The organism is Jejuia sp. G7-7 (assembly GCF_055808955.1).
The window spans coordinates 1,916,042-1,936,169 of sequence record NZ_JBVVSZ010000002.1; the positions used below are offsets into that span (position 1 = coordinate 1,916,042).

11 protein-coding genes and 3 pseudogenes are annotated in these 20,128 nt (G+C 33.4%); 7 read left to right on the forward strand and 7 right to left on the reverse strand.

Annotated elements, in window-relative coordinates; translation table 11 throughout:
- Window positions 1-20 precede the first annotated feature (20 nt).
- From AC0L5U_RS19060 to AC0L5U_RS19070, 3 genes are all read right to left on the reverse strand, one after another.
- Window positions 21-461 (reverse strand): MarR family winged helix-turn-helix transcriptional regulator, encoded by a 441-nt coding sequence (locus tag AC0L5U_RS19060; RefSeq protein WP_473418008.1) that lies wholly within the window; start codon window positions 459-461, stop codon window positions 21-23.
- 135 nt (window positions 462-596) lie between these two features.
- Window positions 597-989, reverse strand: a complete 393-nt coding sequence (locus AC0L5U_RS19065) for a hypothetical protein (protein WP_473418009.1) — start codon at window positions 987-989, stop codon at window positions 597-599.
- Between the two features lie 115 nt (window positions 990-1,104).
- A complete protein-coding gene (locus tag AC0L5U_RS19070) occupies window positions 1,105-2,877 on the reverse strand; it encodes an AMP-dependent synthetase/ligase (protein ID WP_473418010.1) in 1,773 nt (590 codons plus the stop codon).
- A 390-nt stretch (window positions 2,878-3,267) separates the two neighbouring features.
- Between AC0L5U_RS19070 and pflB the strand changes: the two genes are divergently transcribed.
- The 3 genes from pflB to AC0L5U_RS19085 are packed head-to-tail and all read left to right on the forward strand — an operon-like array spanning window position 3,268 to window position 7,613.
- Window positions 3,268-5,493 carry a formate C-acetyltransferase gene (gene pflB, locus AC0L5U_RS19075; protein WP_473418011.1) on the forward strand — a complete coding sequence of 742 codons (2,226 nt, stop codon included), beginning with the start codon at window positions 3,268-3,270 and terminating at the stop codon, window positions 5,491-5,493.
- Between the two features lie 55 nt (window positions 5,494-5,548).
- The gene (gene pflA, locus AC0L5U_RS19080) at window positions 5,549-6,322 is read left to right on the forward strand and encodes a pyruvate formate-lyase-activating protein (RefSeq protein ID WP_473418012.1); all 774 of its coding nucleotides are present in this window, start codon (window positions 5,549-5,551) and stop codon (window positions 6,320-6,322) included.
- 34 nt (window positions 6,323-6,356) lie between these two features.
- On the forward strand, window positions 6,357-7,613 hold the full coding sequence (locus tag AC0L5U_RS19085; protein WP_473418013.1) for an L-lactate MFS transporter: 1,257 nt from the start codon (window positions 6,357-6,359) through the stop codon (window positions 7,611-7,613).
- A 72-nt stretch (window positions 7,614-7,685) separates the two neighbouring features.
- On the opposite strand, the gene AC0L5U_RS19090 is transcribed toward AC0L5U_RS19085, so the two are convergent.
- Together AC0L5U_RS19090 and purL are read right to left on the reverse strand one after the other, a co-directional pair.
- Window positions 7,686-9,122 (reverse strand): T9SS type A sorting domain-containing protein, encoded by a 1,437-nt coding sequence (locus AC0L5U_RS19090; RefSeq protein WP_473418014.1) that lies wholly within the window; start codon window positions 9,120-9,122, stop codon window positions 7,686-7,688.
- A gap of 78 nt (window positions 9,123-9,200) precedes the next feature.
- Window positions 9,201-12,856: pseudogene (purL, locus tag AC0L5U_RS19095) on the reverse strand (phosphoribosylformylglycinamidine synthase).
- A 964-nt stretch (window positions 12,857-13,820) separates the two neighbouring features.
- On the opposite strand from purL, the pseudogene ffh reads away from it, so the two are divergent.
- The 4 genes and pseudogenes from ffh to AC0L5U_RS19115 all read left to right on the forward strand — a co-directional run bounded on the left by ffh (window position 13,821) and on the right by AC0L5U_RS19115 (window position 19,495).
- A pseudogene (gene ffh, locus AC0L5U_RS19100) lies at window positions 13,821-15,146 on the forward strand (signal recognition particle protein).
- Window positions 15,147-15,219: 73 nt separating this feature from the next.
- On the forward strand, window positions 15,220-16,098 hold the full coding sequence (gene folD / locus AC0L5U_RS19105; protein WP_473418015.1) for a bifunctional methylenetetrahydrofolate dehydrogenase/methenyltetrahydrofolate cyclohydrolase FolD: 879 nt from the start codon (window positions 15,220-15,222) through the stop codon (window positions 16,096-16,098).
- A 29-nt stretch (window positions 16,099-16,127) separates the two neighbouring features.
- A pseudogene (locus AC0L5U_RS19110) lies at window positions 16,128-16,864 on the forward strand (YwaF family protein).
- Window positions 16,865-16,957: 93 nt separating this feature from the next.
- A complete protein-coding gene (locus tag AC0L5U_RS19115; protein WP_473418016.1) occupies window positions 16,958-19,495 on the forward strand; it encodes a M14 family metallopeptidase in 2,538 nt (845 codons plus the stop codon).
- Window positions 19,496-19,501: 6 nt separating this feature from the next.
- Here AC0L5U_RS19115 and AC0L5U_RS19120 read toward each other — a convergent pair whose 3' ends face one another.
- Together AC0L5U_RS19120 and AC0L5U_RS19125 are read right to left on the reverse strand one after the other, a co-directional pair.
- Window positions 19,502-19,927, reverse strand: a complete 426-nt coding sequence (locus AC0L5U_RS19120; protein WP_473418017.1) for a VOC family protein — start codon at window positions 19,925-19,927, stop codon at window positions 19,502-19,504.
- A 9-nt stretch (window positions 19,928-19,936) separates the two neighbouring features.
- Complete coding sequence (locus AC0L5U_RS19125; protein WP_473418018.1) at window positions 19,937-20,122, reverse strand: hypothetical protein; 186 nt, start codon at window positions 20,120-20,122, stop codon at window positions 19,937-19,939.
- Window positions 20,123-20,128 lie beyond the last annotated feature (6 nt).

Here is a 20,128-nt window from a genome sequence, read left to right on the forward strand (position 1 = left end):
TCTTTTATCTTAAACTAAGATTATTTGTTGTTATAAATTTTCTTATTGCAAACCATGTCGTTTATGGTTTCAGCTACCTCATAGAAACTGTTTATTTTTTCTTCAGGTATATGTTTTCTAATGGTTTCATTAAAAGTTAAAACCTTTTCTTTTGAAAGATCACGTTTTTCTTTTCCAAATTCAGTCAAATGAATTAAAACACCTCTACCATCATTAGGGTTAGGTTTACGTTCAATTAAACCTCTTTTTTCCATAGTTTTTAAAATTCGTGAAAGACTTGTAGCTTCCATTCCCATTTTAGGACCTAAGGCTGTTGATGGTGTGCCTTTTTCTGGGTCAATACTTAGTAATGTGAATCCAGTCGCCATTGTGCTTTCAAACTTTGAGGCTTCTTCGTTATACATTTTGTTAACCGTTAACCACGTTGTTCTTAATACATAATCTATTGTTTTTTCTTTCATTCTTGAGAGTTGGAATTCCTAAATATAATAAAATATATTATGCATGCATAATATATTTAAAAAAAGTGTTTATGAATGTATATAAAAAAACCTCTTAGTATTTAAGAGGTTAATTTTGTGATATGTATTAAGAATTTATCCCATTTTTCCATTAACAAATCCAATTACAGCACCAATAATAGTACTCATAACTATTGTTATTCCAACATCTAAAGCGGCTAGTTGAATTGTTGCTTCAGGATTCATTGCCAAACCAAAGAAGTTAGAGAATAATCCAAAGAATATACCAATAATAGCGCCTGCTTTAGCTCCAGTAGCAGCTGTTGATATTTGCGCCCATTGTGTATAGATGTAGGATACAAATAACCCAAAAGTTAAACATCCAAGAAAGATAAATAACATTGTACTTCCACTTTCTTCTGGTTGAGGAAAAGTATCTTTAAAAATAATGCCATAAAACAACCATCCTAAAAGGAAGTCTACAATGCCACCTACAATACCAGCGCCTAAGAAATTTTTTGTTTTCATTTTATTTAATTTTAATTGGTTAGGCTTAAATGTAATAAAAAATTAGTAATCAAAAGAATAACTAGCTGATTTTCAGTTGTTGTTCAAAGGAAATAAAAACGTTTTTTGAAAAAAATTATTTGGGTCTATAAATTTTTTCAATAAGGCTAGAGTACATTTTCTTTATAACATCTCGCTTCATTTTTAAAGTAGGGGTTAGGTGTCCTGCATCTATTGACCATATTTCTGGTGTGATTTCAAATCGTTTAATTTGTTCCCACTTCCCAAAATTTTTGTTGCAATCATCAACTTCTTCTTGAATTCTAGCTTGTACTATTTCTGAGTTAGCTATATCTTCAAATGAAGTACCAATTGAATGATTTTTATAAGCAATCCAATCTTTTACAAATTCAAAATTTGGTTGAATCAGGGCCGCAGGCATTTTTTCGCCTTCTCCAATTACCATGATTTGCTCTATAAATCGGGATTGTTTCAATTCATTTTCAAGTAAAGTAGGTACTATATACTTTCCTCCAGAAGTTTTGAACATTTCTTTTTTACGACCTGTGATTTTTAAGAAACCATCGGCATCAATAGTTCCTTTATCGCCTGTATGGAAGTAATCGCCAGTCATGACGCTCTTAGTTTTTTCTTCATCTTTATAATAGCCCATCATAATATTTGGACCTTTACAAAGGATTTCGCCATCTTCGGCTATTTTAACTTCACATTTGTCTAACACTCTACCTACATATCCTATTTTCCAACCCTTGTTACGCCTGTCGCTAACTGTAACTCCTGGAGAAGTTTCGGTAAGTCCGTAGCATTCCATAATTGGCATATTGGCAGCACCAAATAAATGGCCTAATCTAGGTTGAAGTGCAGCGCTACCTGAGGCCATAAATACAATATTCCCTCCCATAGCTTCCTGCCATTTACTGAAAATAAGTTTACGTGCGATGGATAGTTTAAACTCATACCACCATCCGTTTTGTTTATAAGGTTGGAAAGTAGAACCAAGTTCTACAGCCCAAAAGAATAGTTTCTTTTTTATTCCTGTCAAATCTTCGGCTTTAGCCATGATTTTATCATATACTTTTTCTACTAATCTAGGAACAACTGTAATGACACTAGGTTTTACTTCTTTTAAATTGTCACCAATTTTATCAATGCCTTCTGCGAAATAAATCGAAATACTACAATATTGACATACGTACAGAAATACGCGCTCAAAGATGTGACAAACAGGAAGAAAGCTGAGTGTTCTTTCATTTGGTTCTAAAGGAAATCGTTTTTCAACTGCAAATACATTTGAAACTATATTTGAATGTGAAAGCATAACACCTTTAGGTTTTCCTGTAGTGCCAGATGTATAAATTATAGTTGCTAAATCTGATGATTTTACGATATCTTTTCTAGTATCCAATTCACTTTGATTTGAAGTGTCTTTTCCTAATTCGAATAGCTCAGAGTAATTTTTACAACCTTCAATTGTATTAAAAGAATAGACATCTCTTAATTTTGTTTTGGCTTTTATCTTATTTATTTTTTCCAGAACTTCTTCGTCAGAAACAAAACAGTAAATGGCTTCACTATGGTTTAAAATATATTCATAATCTTCAGTACAAATAGTTGGATAGATAGGAACACTTTGCGCACCAGTTTGCAATAAACCGATGTCAACAATATTCCATTCTGTCCTGTTTGTCGAAGAGATTATAGCAATTTTATCATCTTTCTTAACACCAAGTTTTAACAAAGCCCTACTCAAAGCATTGGCTTTATCTAAATACTCTTGAGTGCTGGTTTTCACCCATTCACCGTTATATTTTGTTACTAATGAAGCTTCTAATGGCGCATTATTTAACTGATGGTAGGGAAAATCGAATAATCTTTTTACTTCTTTCATTTGCAATTTTGAATAGTTCTTGTATTGCAAAATATGAAATTAAAAGTGTTTTTCAAATAAAGCATATTAATGAGTTAGTTCATTTCGAAAGCCATTTTTGTAAGATATAATGTATCATTTTTACGAAAAAGTTTTAAAATTTAGAGTATTGATATACTTTTTTATTATGAAAACGCTTTTTAATTATGTTTTTAATACATCTTAAAACTATGTGTTGAATAATTCTTAATTAGAGTTTATGTCTACAACGTTTTCGTAAATAATTTCTCTGTTAAATATCTGATTTGTTGGGTTTAATGACAATTGTCATGTTTTATAAAACAGTCTGTTTTTACCTTTGAATAGTCAAATAGAGACACAGATTTTACAAAATATAAAATAAATATAGAGATGAAAGTAAAACAGTTTAAACCAGGAATTTGGAATGAAGGTATTAACGTTAGAGATTTCGTAATTAATAACGTAACACCTTATTACGGTACTGATGAATTTTTAGTTGGCCCAAGTGCAAAAACTCAAAATTTATGGGATATATGTAAAGCCGCGACAAAACAAGAGCTCAAAAATAATGGTGTTCTTGCTTTAGATACTGAGACTATTTCTACAGTTAGTGCATTTAATGCAGGATATATTGATAAGAAAAATGAAGTTATTGTTGGATTACAAACCGATGAGTTATTAAAACGTACCATGAAACCTTTTGGAGGTTTTAAAGTGGTTCAAAAAGCGTTAGCAGAGCAAGGTGTAAAACCAAATGATAACCTAACTGAGTTGTTTTCTAAATATGTAAAAACACATAATGATGGTGTGTTTTCAGCATATAACGCTGAGATTAAAAAATTCCGTTCGTTAGGATTTTTAACAGGTTTACCAGACAACTATGCACGTGGTAGAGTTATTGGAGATTATCGTCGTGTAGCACTTTATGGTATTGATTTTTTAATTGAAACTAAAAAACAAGATTTAGCAAACATTGGTGGACCGATGACTGATGCTGTTATTCGTTTACGTGAAGAAGTTTCAGATCAAATTAAAGCCTTAAAGGAAATTATTACTCTTGGTGCTAAATATAATTTAGAATTGAATCGTCCTGCTGAAACTGCAAGAGAGGCAGTACAATGGACATATATGGGGTACTTAGCTGCTGTAAAAGAGCAAGATGGCGCTGCAATGTCTCTTGGTAATGTGTCTACATTCTTAGATATATATATTGAGAACGATTTACAAGAAGGTTTAATTACTGAAGAAGAAGCTCAAGAATTTATCGATCAATTTGTAATGAAATTGAGAATGGTGCGTCACTTAAGAATGAGTGCTTATGATGAAATTTTTGCTGGAGATCCTACTTGGGTAACCGAGGCTATTGGTGGTATGTTTGATGATGGAAGAACTAAAGTCACTAAAACCTCTTTCCGTTTCTTAAATACACTTTATAATTTAGGAGCTTCGCCAGAACCAAATATGACGGTTTTATGGTCTAAAGATTTACCTCAAAATTTCAAAGATTTTTGTTCTAAAGTAGCTATTGATACATCTTCAATTCAATTTGAAAATGATGAAATGATGCGAACTAACAGAGGTTCTGATGATTATGGTATTGCATGTTGTGTGTCTTATCAAGCTTTAGGTAAAGCTATTCAGTTCTTTGGAGCACGTACTAACTTAGCTAAAACATTGTTGTTGGCTATTAATGGTGGTAAATGTGAAATCACAGGAACACAAATGGTTGATGGAATTGAGCCTTGTACTTGTGAAACATTAGACTTTGATAAAGTCATGGCTAACTTTAAAATTGCCATGAAGGAAGTTGCACGTGTGTATAATGATTCTATGAATATTATCCACTACATGCACGATAAGTATTATTACGAAAAAGCGCAAATGGCTTTAATTGATACAAATCCAAGTATTAACATTGCTTATGGAATTGCTGGGTTATCAATTGTAGCAGATTCATTATCAGCAATTAAATATGCTAGAGTAAAACCAATTAGAAATGAAGAAGGTTTAACTGTAGATTTTAAAATTGAAGGTGAATTTCCTTGCTATGGTAATGATGATGATCGTGTGGATACATTAGCTGCAAAAGCAGTTGCTGATTTTAATGATGAATTAAAAAAATTACCAGTATATAAAAATGCAGAACCTACAATGTCTGTTTTAACAATCACATCAAATGTTGTTTACGGTAAGAAAACTGGAGCAACACCAGATGGTAGAGCAAAAGGAGTTCCATTTGCACCAGGGGCAAACCCAATGCATGGTAGAGATTGTCAAGGAGCAATTGCTTCATTAAACTCTGTTGCTAAAATAGATTATAAAGATTCTCAGGATGGTATTTCAAATACATTTTCTATAGTTCCAAAATCTTTAGGAGCAGATTCAGAAGAACGCATTGAAAACCTGTCATGTATTTTAGATGGCTATTTCTCTAAAAACGCACAACACGTTAACGTGAATGTTTTAGATAAAGAAACTTTACTTGATGCTATGGAACATCCAGAAGAATACCCACAGTTAACTATTAGAGTTTCTGGATATGCGGTAAACTTCGTGAGATTAACAAAAGAACAACAAATGGAAGTGATTACTAGATCTTTCCACGAGTCAATCTAAACTCTATTTATATTTTGTATGCATCTGAAAAGGAAGTGTAAAGCTTCTTTTTCAGATGCTAATTTTAAAGAGACAAATCATCGAACATAAAGATAACATATTAAGAGTGCATTCCATTGAATCCTTTGGAACGCATGATGGCCCTGGTGTGCGACTAGTAATATTTTTACAAGGATGCAAACTAAAATGTTTGTACTGCCACAATCCTGATACGATTGACACGCATGGTGGAAAAGAGTATCATATTGAAGAATTGGTGCAAATGGCTATTAAAGAGAAGCCTTACTTCGGGAAAAAAGGTGGCGTTACTGTTTCTGGTGGCGAACCATTGTTACAATCCAAAGAGTTGGTACCTTTTTTCAAAAGATTAAAAGAAGAAGGTATTCATACTAATATTGATACAAACGGAAGGGTTCTAAATCATTTTTCAGAAGAATTATTAGATGAGTATGCAGATTTAGTGATGCTTGATGTTAAACACATGACTGAAAAAGGTTATGAATACATCACAGGTCAAAAAAACAAAGAAACAACCTTCAATTTTGCAAAGCATAGAGAGGCTTCAGGTAAAAAAATGTGGTTGCGATATGTTTTGATTCCTGAGATAACTAATACACCTGAGTTGCTTCATGCTATGGGCGAACATTTTAAAGATTATAACACTATAGAAAAAATAGAATTACAGCCTTATCATAAATTGGGTGTCCATAAATGGGATGCTTTAGGATGGGATTATCAATTAAAAGATGCTAGAGAAAACTCACCAGAAGAAATTGATGCTGCTGTAGAAATATTACAACAGTATTTCAAGGAAGTAAGAGTAAATTAATGAGTATAGTTTTTATGCTCAAACAATAATAATCATGAAAACACAAAAACTAAAAAACCGTTGGTTAATAGCTGCATCAGCAGTAGGAATACATATTTCAATTGGATCTGTATATGCGTATTCAGTAATGACTAACCCCGTTAAAGATATTTTTGATGTTGATGGAAGTGTAATTAAATGGGCATTTAAAATTGCCATTTTATTACTTGGTTTATCTGCAGCATTTTTAGGAAGATGGGTAGAAAAAGTTGGTCCTAAAGTTAGCGGAACAACCGCAGGAATATTTTATGGTTTAGGTATTTTAGGATCAGGATTAGCGGTTCAATTGGAGTCTTTATGGCTATTTTATCTATGCTATGGTGTTATTGGAGGTATTGGTCTAGGCTTAGGATACATTACGCCTGTAAGTACTTTAGTAAAATGGTTCCCAGACAGACGTGGATTAGCAACTGGTATGGCTATTATGGGATTTGGTTTTGCAGCCTTAATTTTTGGACCTGTTATGCAATCACTTTTTGATTCTGTAGGTGTTTCAAATGCATTTTACATTTTAGGATTGATTTATATGGTGCTTATTTTATCTTCGGCAAGATATATTGAAAGACCACCAGAAGGCTATATGCCAGATGGTTTTAAACCTGGAGAAGGTAAAACTATTAAAAAGGATATGGCAAACATAACCGCCAATGAAGCTTTAAAAACACCACGATTTTATTACATCTGGGTTATGATGTTCATCAATATTGCATGTGGTATTGCCATTATTTCGGCAGCCAGCCCAATGATGCAAGAGAAGTTAAACTATACCCCAATGGAAGCTGCAGGAATTGTTGGTTTAATAGGTGTATTTAATGGTTTGGGCAGAATTATATGGTCTACATTATCGGATTATTTAGGGCGTGCAAATACGTATATTATTTTCTTCGGATTTCAGATTTTAGCGTTTTATTTCTTACCACAAATAGGCATGGAAATGCTATTCTTAATCATATTGTTTACTGTAATTACCATGTATGGTGGTGGTTTTGCAACCTTGCCAGCATTTTTAGGAGATCTCTTTGGAACAAAACAATTAGGTGCTATTCACGGAATGGTACTAGCTGCATGGGGGTTAGCAGGTGTTGTTGGACCAACAATTTACGATATGGTTAAAAGCGCTACAGGTTCTTTAGATACCACATTAAAAGTGTTTGCAGGATTATTTGTTATCGCATTAATTGTGTCTTTATTAATGAAAATGACTGTTAACAGAGCCTATAAAAAAATAGATAAAAAATTAAAGTTTGCTTAATCTTTAATTATTTGGTTAGCTGGAAGCACTTTTGTGAAAACAGAAGTGCTTTTTTTAATTTTTTCTAATTAACTAATCCTTTACAACTCTAAAGGTCTCTATAGATTTTTCTTTATGAATTTTTAAAAGATAAACACCTTGTGGAAGGCTTGATATATTAATAGAGCTTTTAGTAGCCGTATTTTTGGAAACTAGTTTTGATGAAAAATCATAAATCTCATAATTGAAATTTTCATGAGGAAAGTTTTTTACTTTTATGATATCCTTACCAGGGTTAGGGTAAACAAATGGTTTGTCTGCTAATTTAACCACCGAAACAGGTGTTTGTTCTTTTTTAGAAACAATTTCTTCTTCCTGTGCGTTTTCACAAGAAAGCTCTAAATACGCCTGTAAGTCATCTCTATCATGTGTTTTTTCATAACCCAAATCTTTGGCTTTTTGCAAATGCTCGCAGGCTATTTTAAATTCTCCTAAGTCATAATAAACAGCGCCAAGATTTCTATGGGCAAAAGAGTTATCTTCATTCAATCGGATAGCTTCTTTTAAATCATCAATACCAATTTTACTTTGTCCTAAGTTATGTAAAATAAAACCCCTTAAAGTTCTTATGTCTCGTTCTAATTTTCCATCGCCAAATTTTAACAGGTTTTTTTCCTTTGGAAACGCAATGTTAATATGATGTTTTGCTTTTTCATAATCCTCAAAATCACTATAAATTGCCGCTAAAAGTCTATGAGAAAAAGCATGTCCTTTCCATTGCTTTAAAACTTCATCTAAATAGTGTAACGACAGTCTGTAAGATTTAATCGTGTATAAATAGGATGCTAAATTATATTTTAAACGATTATTTTTAGGATCAGCTTTTGTTGCTTTGTATCTATAATGTGCAGCATAACTCTTCATTTCCATATATCCATAAATACTTCCTTTTGCATCATAGATACTTCCTAGTAATTTACCTGGAGGTTTAGTTTTTCTTGCTTTAGCCATTTTAAGAATACTTCTTTGAACTTTGCTATAGTCATTCAATGCTAAAGTGTAATTGCCTAATCGATGTCTAATGCTGGCGCGTTTATGTATAAACTTTAAGCTGTTTGGTTTTTTTGACAACGTATCATTTACCATTTTTAAATTAATGTGTAGTTGCTTGATTTTTGCCTCATCTTTTTTATTGAATTCAATATTATGATCTATTCTTTTAATGAGTTTTCCATTTTTAAAGATCCATGTTGTAACTTTTTCTCCTTTTTTATTGTATTTGTATGATTTACCATGATATCTGCCTTTATTGAAATAAAAACTTTCTAATAATTCACCAGTTTTAAAATACGTTTTAAGGCTGTCTAGTTTTTTATTTTCATACCATTTCTGAAGAGAAATAATACCATCTCTATAATGATAGACTTTTACTTGATGATGTTTTACATTATTTATAGTTGTCTCTGTGTTTTGAGCGTACATATTAAAAACGCAAGCAAATACAAGAAAAAGAATAAAAGTGTGTTTCATATTTGAAAAGTACACATTTTATAGAAACAAAAAAAGCCTTTTCTTACAAAGGCTTTTTTAAAATTATATAATGTTAGTTTATTGCTTCTCAATCCAAAGTCTAGCATTCACAAAAGCCTCCAGCCAAGGAGAAACTTCGTCTTTTCTACCATCAGGATAATTAGCCCAATTCCATTGGAATGTAGAACGCTCAATATGTGGCATGGTTACTAAATGACGTCCTGTTTTGTCACTCATCATTGCCGTATTAAAATCTGAACCATTTGGATTATGAGGATACCCTTCATAACCATATTTTGCAACAATATGATATTGGTCTTCGCTATACGGTAAGTTAAATTTACCTTCTCCATGAGAAATCCAAACCCCTAATGTCGTGCCAGCGAGTGTTGAAAGCATCACAGAATTATTCTCTTGAATTTTTACAGAAGTAAAAGAACTTTCGTGTTTATGTGAATCATTATGATGCATTTTCCCATGAATGTCATGGTCTGGATTGATGAGGTCTAATTCCATCCAAAGTTGACAGCCATTACAAATACCAACAGATAATGTATCTTCTCTAGCAAAAAAGTCTTTAATCACTTTATTTGCTTTGTCGTTGTATTTAATTGCACCTGCCCAACCTTTAGCAGAACCTAAAACATCAGAGTTTGAAAACCCACCAACAGCGCCTAAAAACTGAATATCTTCTAGAGTTTCACGACCAGAAATTAAATCGGTCATATGAACGTCTTTCACATCAAAACCAGCTAAATACATAGCATTTGCCATTTCACGTTCTGAGTTACTTCCTTTTTCACGAAGGATTGCTGCTTTTGGTCTTGTGTTTCCGATAGCAGGTAGTTTCCCAGTAAAATGTTTTGGGAATGTATATTGTAAAGGTTGCTTTTTATAATTATCAAAACGATCTTGGGCTAAACCATTGGCTGTTTGCTTTTGGTCTAGTAAGAACGATGTTTTATACCAAACATCACGTAAACGAGAAACTGTCATGGTAAATACTTCAGCATTGTTAATGATGCTCAAGTTATCGCTTTCGGTTACTTTTCCAATGTTGAAAAATTCAATATTAGCATCAGATAAGGTTTTTTCTATTGATGCATCTTTCGCCTGAATTACAATTCCAGCATTTTCAGCAAATAATAGTTTGAAGGAGTCTTTTTCAGCTAAAGCAGAAAGATCTAATTCGGCACCTAAATTGGTATCAGCAAAACACAATTCTAAAAGCGTTGTAATTAAACCACCAGAAGCCACATCGTGTCCAGCAATAATTTGCTCGTTTCTTATTAAATTTTGGATGGTGTTAAAAACTGTTTTAACATATCTAGCATCTTTTACATTAGGCGCCTGTTTTCCAATTTTATTAAGCACTTGTGCAAAAGAGCTACCACCTAATTTAAATTCATCTTGAGAGATATTGATATAATAAATGTTTCCACCATTTTTATTAAAAACAGGCTCTACCACTTTAGAAATGTCATTACAGTTTGCAGCAGCCGAAATAATAACCGTTCCCGGAGAAATCACATCTTCATTAGGATATTTTTGTTTCATAGACAACGAATCCTTTCCGGTAGGGACATTAATACCTAAATCAATTGAAAATTCTGAAATCGCTTCAACAGCTTCGTATAAACGTGCATCTTCACCTTCATTTTTACAAGGCCACATCCAGTTAGCCGATAAAGACACATTTTTTAATCCATCTTTTAAAGGCGCCCAAATAATATTGGTTAATGCTTCAGTAATCGAATTTCTACTTCCAGCAACAGGATTAATTAATCCAGAAATAGGGAGTGTCCAATAGATGTTGCAATACCTTCTTTACCTTTAAAATCTAGTGCCATAACACCAACATTATTTAAAGGGATTTGTAAAGGGCCAACACATTGTTGTTTGGCTACTTTACCACCAACACAACGGTCTACCTTATTTGTTAACCAATCTTTACACGCTACCGCTTCAAGTTGTAATACTTGATCTAAATACTCATAAAAATTATCCGAGTTATAAGCAACATCGCTATAATTACGAGCAACGGTGTTGTCTGTCATTACTGTTTTTGGCGAACTACCAAACATATCTTCCATGGCTAAATCCATAGGTTTGTTACCTTTGGTTTTAGACTGAAACGTAAAACGATCATCACCCGTTACATCACCAACGGTATACATCGGCGAACGTTCACGGTCTGCAATTTTATGTAAGGTGTCAATATGTTTCTCTCCAATAACCAATCCCATACGTTCTTGAGATTCGTTACCAATAATTTCTTTATCAGATAGGGTAGGGTCTCCAACAGGAAGCGCATCTAAATCGATTTTTCCGCCAGTATCTTCAACCAGTTCAGATAAACAATTTAAGTGTCCACCAGCACCATGATCGTGAATAGATACGATAAAATTCTCATCACTTTCTACCATACCACGTACCGCATTGGCAGCACGTTTTTGCATTTCTGGGTTAGAACGTTGTACTGCGTTCAATTCAATTCCAGATGCGAATGCACCAGTATCAGCCGATGATACCGCAGCACCACCCATTCCAATACGGTAATTTTCACCGCCAAGAATTACAATTTTATCACCCGTTTTAGGCGTATCTTTTAAAGCTTGGTCTGCTTTTCCGTAGCCAATACCTCCCGCTTGCATAATCACTTTGTCGAAACCAAGTTTACGAGCATCTTCTTCATGCTCAAAAGTCAATACCGAACCACAAATTAATGGTTGCCCAAATTTGTTGCCAAAGTCTGATGCACCGTTTGATGCTTTTATCAAAATATCCATTGGCGTTTGGTATAACCAATCGCGTTCAGCAACACCATGTTCCCAAGGTCTGTTTTCTTCAAGTCTAGAGTAAGATGTCATGTAAACCGCAGTTCCCGCTAAAGGCAATGAGCCTTTTCCACCAGCAAGTCTATCTCTAATTTCACCACCAGAGCCCGTTGCAGCACCGTTAAAAGGCTCAACAGTAGTTGGGAAGTTATGTGTTTCTGCTTTTAATGAAATCACAGAATCAAAATCTTCAGTAGTATAAAAATCAGGAACATCGGCACGTTTTGGTGCAAACTGTTCCACTTTTGGGCCTTTTATAAAAGCCACATTATCTTTATAAGCCGAAACAATATCGTTAGGATGTTGTTTCGATGTTTCTTTAATTAATTTAAATAACGAGGTAGGTTTCTCTTCACCATCAATCACAAACGTCCCGTTAAAAATTTTATGTCTACAATGCTCAGAATTCACTTGCGAAAACCCAAAAACTTCAGAGTCTGTTAGCGGTCTGCCAATTTTCTTCGCCACACCTTCTAAATAGGTTACTTCCTCATCACTTAACGATAAACCTTCCTGAGCATTGTACGCCGCAATATCCTCAATATTCAAAATTGGTTCAGGTTCAATATCAATGGTAAAACTCTCTTGGTTTAAACCATTAAATTTCTCCGAAATCATTGGGTCAAACCCTTTAAAATCCTCAGCAACTGCTTCAAACTCCTCAATTCTAATAATGTCGGTAATCCCCATATTTTGGGTAATTTCCACCGCATTGGTACTCCAAGGCGTAATCATTGCTGCACGCGGACCAACAAAAAAAGCATCCAAAGATGCTTGCACAATTTTAGGCTGGTTGCCAAAAAGCCACGTTAATTTCGAAATACTTTCGGTAGATAATTCTTTTGTTGTTTGAACAGCAAATACTTTGCCGGTTATGTTTCCAAAGAAATGAATCATTAGGTCTTAATTTGTGTGTGTTTAAAGAAAGTGCAAAAATACACTTTTTTCACGATTCAATGTTGCTTTTTTTGGCAAAGCACAGGTGGTTATTAACAGTATTTTCAACACTTGTTTTAGGGTGTTATCAGAAAAAGGTCGGGCTATCCGTTGCAGGACCTCGGTCTTATCTCCCTGCGGACTTTACACTTCTATCCATAACGTTCTTTTTTTAAAGGCTAAGTTTTAAATTTAAGATTGTTTTGTTTTTGGAGAGGTTTGTTTTACTCTAGTGTATAAAGGAAATGTAAATTTGCGATTAAGGATTTTCGGATTAGGAAAATCAGATACAGTAAAAAATAGTTTCTATTCAGTTAGGTATTAATTTATTTCCTGTAGGAACTAAATCTAACTAAACTCCACACAATAAAAAGTCCAAACAAGCCTATAGTTGTATAGCCATAGAACGCACTTATTAAGAGTATAAAACTAAGTACTAAGGCTATCGTTTTTATCCCATTATTAAGTTTTCCCTTGGACTTCGATTTTTTATTATGAATTAGCTGATTTAGAAAGATTTCATCAGACTTTTTTAAACAATACTGTATTTCAGATTCATCAAATCCCTTCTCTTTCATTTTCTTTTTATATCGCTTGAGGTAAGACCTTTTTCTCTCAATGATAAACTATAACCTAATTTATTCATTTTACCTGTAATTGTGGCTAATGGTTCATAAAGATACGAAATCGTTTAAATGTTTTAAATTCAATTTTAACGAAGGTAGCGGAAAAACTTTGTGAAGTTAAACTATATGCTAATTAGTAATATTTTAAATCCATCCATGTGTATAGCAAAACTTGTTTTCATGTAAAAAGCATAATTCAAACTAAGAAAAACAAAATATTTCGTTATTTTTGCACCTTTAAATTCAATTATAAAAGGCAGACTATATATATTTAGACTGCTCACAGAAGACTTAAAAATATGTTCAATAATTTAAGTGAAAAATTAGATAAAGCCTTACACGTTCTTAAAGGACACGGAAGTATTACAGAAGTAAATGTTGCCGAAACTTTAAAAGAAGTAAGACGTGCTTTGCTAGATGCCGATGTTAACTTTAAAATAGCCAAACAATTTACTAATACAGTAAAAGAAAAAGCGCTCGGGCAAAACGTATTAACTACATTGCAGCCGGGGCAGTTAATGGTTAAACTTGTTAAGGATGAGTTAACTGAATTAATGGGTGGAGATGCAGAAGGTGTTAATTTATCTGCAACGCCGAGTGTAATCTTAATGTCTGGTTTACAAGGTTCTGGTAAAACTACTTTTTCTGGTAAACTTGCTAATTATTTAAAAAATAAAAAACCAAGAAACCTTTATTGGTTGCCTGTGATGTGTATCGTCCAGCTGCGATTGACCAATTACACGTAGTTGGAGATCAAATAGGTGTAGAGGTTTTTAGTGATAGAGGTAATACAGATCCTGTTGCAATTTCCCAAGCAGGTATTGCACATGCAAAAGCAAACGGACATAATGTGGTCATTATAGATACCGCAGGTCGTTTGGCTGTTGATGAAGCGATGATGACAGAGATTTCAAATATCCATAAAGCTATTCAGCCTCAAGAAACTTTGTTTGTTGTAGATTCTATGACTGGTCAAGATGCTGTTAATACGGCAAAAGCATTTAACGATATCTTAAATTTTGATGGTGTTATCTTAACAAAATTAGATGGAGATACTCGTGGTGGTGCAGCAATTTCAATTAAATCTGTAGTTAATAAACCAATTAAATTTATTGGTACAGGCGAAAAGATGGAAGCAATAGATGTGTTCTACCCGTCTCGTATGGCCGACCGTATTTTGGGAATGGGAGATGTTGTGTCTCTTGTGGAACGTGCCCAAGAACAGTTTGATGAAGAAGAAGCCAGAAACTTCAAAAGAAAATCGCCAAAAACCAGTTTGGTTTTGATGATTTCTTAAAGCAAATTCAGCAAATCAAGAAAATGGGTAACATGAAAGACCTTGTTGGAATGATTCCCGGAGCTGGAAAGATGATGAAAGATGTAGATATTGATGATGATGCATTCAAAGGTATCGAAGCTATTATTCATTCTATGACACCAAAAGAACGTACAAATCCATCGGTCCTAAATGCCAGCAGAAAAAGCGTATCGCAAAAGGCTCTGGTTCTTCGGTTCAAGAAGTGAATCAATTGTTAAAGCAATTCAACCAAATGAGCAAAATGATGAAGATGATGCAAGGCGGTGGCGGTAAAAAGATGATGCAGATGATGAAGAATATGCGTTAATTTTGTTAGAAGTTAGAAGTGTGTCATGCTGAGCGCAGTCGGAGCATCTTTATAATTCCAAAAATATATACATATGACCATACTGGATGGTAAAAAAGTAAGTAACGATATAAAAAACGAAATTGCTGAACACGTAACTTCAATGATTTCAAAAGGCGAGAAAGTACCGCATTTGGCAGCAATACTTGTAGGGTCTGATGGTGCAAGTATGACGTATGTAAACGCCAAAGTTAAAGCTTGTGAGCGCATAGGTTTTAAGTCTACACTTATTGAAATGCCTGAATATACTTCAGACGAAGAATTACTGAAAAAAATTCACGAGCTAAACACCAATGATGATATAGACGGGTTTATCGTTCAACTGCCTTTACCAGACCAAATTGATGAGCAAAAGGTTTTGATGGCGGTAGATCCCGATAAGGATGTTGACGGATTCCATCCTACAAACGTAGGTAAAATGGCTTTAGATTTACCAACTTTTTTACCAGCAACACCATATGGTATTATGGAGTTATTGGAACGTTATCAAATTGAAACCTCAGGTAAAAATGTGGTGGTTATGGGAAGAAGCCATATTGTTGGTCGTCCTATGAGTATTTTGATGAGCCAGAAACGAAAAGCAGGCGATGCTACAGTAACGGTTGTTCATAGTCGTTCTAAAAACCTTGAGGAGATTACAAGAGAAGCAGATATTATTGTTGCGGCTATTGGTATTTCAGAATTTTTAACCGGGGATATGGTTAAGGAAGATGTTGTAATTATCGATGTTGGAATTACTAGAGTTCCTGATGCTACTAAGAAAACGGGTTACAGACTTGCAGGCGATGTGGAGTTTTCGAGTGTGAGTCAAAAGGCAAGTTATATCACGCCAGTTCCTGGTGGAGTGGGACCAATGACGATTGCTATGCTGCTTAAAAACACCTTGCTTGCCAGAGAAAGACACAATCAATAAATATCAAATAGAATTAAGTAAATTGCATCATGAACTTTTTTAGTTTTGGTGCAATTTTTTTATGGAATAGAGTTGCCGTAGGTAGTTTACAGCACTTAATACCAATAGTTTTAGCAATAGTGTTTTGTGTGGTTTTTATTAATCTCGCAAAGCATAAATTACATAAGAGGCAACAGGAATTGGCAATTCATTTAGTGGCACTATTTATATGTCTCTCAGTATTTGTTTTTCATATTTATTATATTTTGAAAGGCGGTTATAATGTATCTACAGATTTGCCTTTATATCTCTGTAGTTTATTGGGATTGTTGATACCAATATTTACGCATTATAGAAAGCTTTGGATGTATGAAATTTTGCTGTTTTGGATTATAGCAGGTACCTTTCAAGGTGTGATTACTCCAGATATTGAAGAAGGGTTTCCTAGCTTCGATTATTTCAGATATTGGATCGTGCATTTGGGATTATTGATAGTCATTTTTTATACAACTTATGTATTCAAAATGCGTCCAAAATTAAAGAGTGTATTTAAGTCTTTTTAGCTTTACAACTTTATATTATACTAATGATTGTAGTAAACTACTTTTTAGCTGCCAATTATTTTTACTTAAATGAAAAGCCACAATCCACATCACTCTTAGATTATTTTGGAGCATGGCCATGGTATATTATACAGGCTCAAATAGTTGTTATTCCGTACTTCTTGTTAATTTATTTACCTTTTTATTTAGTGGGTAGGAAGAAGAGGGAAATTAAAAACAGGTAGTTTATAAAAAAATATCTGTTATTATATTTAGTGCTATAGTGGTTTCATCTGGCACTTACTACATACTAATTTCATAAAAATAACGTAACTTTCATGAAAAATTTTAAGTGTTATGAAGCATTCTGTATTATCAATATTTATTCTTTTTTTACGACTTTAACTGCTCAAAATCAATTTGAATTATCATATCATTTGCCGCAAAATGTACAGTATAATTCAATTGTTCCAACACCGGAAAGTGTTCTTGGGCATCCTGTTGGAGAATGGCATGTAACACATGATAAATTGGTAGAATACATGAAAGCCTTAGCAAATGTTTCCAATAGAATTACAATTGAAGATAGAGGCAAAACATTTGAAGGTAGACCACTAATAGTGCTTACCATAACTTCCCCAGAAAACCATCAAAATATTGAAAACATTAGATTGAACCATTTAAAATTAATGGATTCTAATAGTGATGAATTAAATATAGAATCCATGCCATTGGTTGTATATCAGGGGTTTTCAGTTCATGGCAATGAGTCTAGTGGTGTGAATGCAAGTTTGTTATTGGCATATTATTTAGCGGCAGCAAATGACCCTGAAATTGATGAACTATTAAAAAATACGATTATATTATTAGATCCAGCATTGAATCCTGATGGTATACAACGCTTTGCATCATGGGTAAATATGAATAAAAGCGATAACCAAAATGGTGATGCTAACGATAGGGAATATCACGAAGGTTGGCCAAAAGGAAGAACGAACCATTATTGGTTTGACTTAAACAGGGATTGGTTGCCCGTACAATTACCAGAATCTAGAGCGCGAATTGAGACTTATAACAAATGGATGCCCAATATTTTAACTGATCATCATGAAATGAGTACCAATTCTACATACTTTTTTCAACCCGGAATTCAATCTAGAGTGCATCCATTAACACCGAAAGCGAATCAGGTTTTAACCAAAGAAATTGGTAACTATCATGCCAAAGCATTAAATGAAATTGGGTCTTTATATTTTACAGAAGAACGTTATGATGATTTCTACTACGGAAAAGGCTCTACATTTCCTGATATTAATGGAGCCATTGGAATTTTATTTGAGCAAGCAAGTTCAAGAGGTCATGTTCAGGAAACTATAAATGGTAAATTAACGTTTCCTTTTACGATTAGAAATCAATTTAAAACTGCTTTATCAACACTAAAAGCAGGTAAAGAAATGCGTGTAAAATTATTGAATTATCAAAAAGAGTTTTTTATAAATGAACGACAAGAAAATTCAAGAAATAGTACAAAAGCTATTGTGTTTGGAGATGAAAATGATGCGGCCAAAACCTATCATTTAGCTGAAATATTAAAGCGTCATAATATTAAGTTTAACAAACCAAATTCAGATATCAATACAAACGGTAAAACCTTTAAAAAGGAAACAAGCTTTATAGTTCCAACTCAGCAAACAAGAAGTACCATTATAAAAGCTATGTTTGAAAAAAGAACCACATTTACGGATAGCTTGTTTTATGATATTTCTGCATGGACTTATCCTTTAGCATTCAATTTAGACTATGCCGAATTAAAATCTACATCAAATGTTGGCGAATTAGTTCAGGATTTAAAGCTTAGCAAAGGATTTATTTCTGCTAAAAGTAATTATGCTTACTTGATGCAATGGCATGAATATTATACGCCAAAGGCATTAAGTAAAATGCTGGAAAAAGGGTTGCGAGTTAAAGTTGGAATGCAACCTTTTTCATTAAACAATGAAGCGTTTGATTACGGAACTATTTTAATTTCAGTTCAAAATCAAAACTTAAACGAAAATGAATTATACACCTTTTTAAATGAAGTAGCAGAAGAGAGTCATGTAAAAATAGTTGGTGTTAACACAGGATTAACCCAAGGGATAGATTTAGGAAGTTCACAGTTTAAAAAAGTAGAAAAACCAAAGGTTGCATTATTGGTTGGAAATGATATCACTTCTTATGATGCAGGCGAGATTTGGCATTTATTTGATCAGCGGTATCAAATGCATCTTACAAAATTAGATGTGATTTCATTAAGAAGTGTAGACCTTTCAAAATATACAACTATTATTGTACCTAGCTCAAAAATGAAGTTGGATAAAAGCACGGTTGATAAATTAAAAACATGGGTAAAAAGTGGAGGCACAATTATAGGCTATAAAAATGCAGTAAAATGGTTGTCGTCAAACGAATTTATAAAATTAGAATATGCCGAAGCAAAGGTTGAGGCTAAAAATGTGAGTTTTGAGGAGAAAGCAGATTTTAAAGGAGCTCAAAATATTGGAGGTGCAATTTTTGAAACAGAACTAGACAGATCCCATCCCATAAATTTTGGCTTTTCCAATGATAAATTATCAATATTTAGAAAAACTAAAATCTTTATTAAGGTAGACAGTATAAGCTATAATAATCCCATAAAATATACAAAAACTCCACTTTTAAGTGGTTATATTTCAAAGCCAAATTTAGAAGTTTTAAAAGAAACGGTTCCTTTTCAAATAAAAAAGTTAGGTGCAGGAAAAGTAATCGTATTCACAGATAATACCAATTTTAGAGCGTTTTGGTATGGCACTAATAAATTGCTAATGAATGCTGTGTTTTTTGCAGATAAGATGTAACTCTTATTATTTAGCAAATAATTGAGACATGTCTTTAAAAGCCTTAAACTCTAAAGCATTACCAGAAGGGTCGTAAAAAAACATGGTGGCTTGTTCGCCAACTAAACCTTCAAATCTTATATAAGGCTTAATCACAAATTTAATGTTCTTAGTTTTTAAATCTTGCGCAAAAGCGTGGAAAATGTCCCAAGATAAAACAACTCCAAAATGAGGTATAGGAACGTCTTTCCCATCTACAGGATTAGTAGCCAAACTTGGTGTGTCTTCTTTTGGTTTATAATGAATAACTAATTGGTGTCCGAAGAAATTAAAATCTACCCAATGGTCGCTACTTCTGCCTTCTTCACAACCTAAAACATCACGATAAAATAACTTAGACTCCTCTAAATTAGAAACAGGGATTGCTAAATGAAAAGGTGGAATTTGTTGCATTAAAACAAGTTAAGCAGATTTACTTTTACCGTATTTAAGCATGGAAACACCAGCTATAAAAAAGATAATGCCCAAAATAGCTAATGCCCAAGGGCTTAAAGATGCTATGATTGGATTTCCGAAAATTCCAAGTACACCCATAATTAAGCCGGCCATACCAACTAAAGTTAAAACTAATGCTAAAATTCTTACCATGATTAA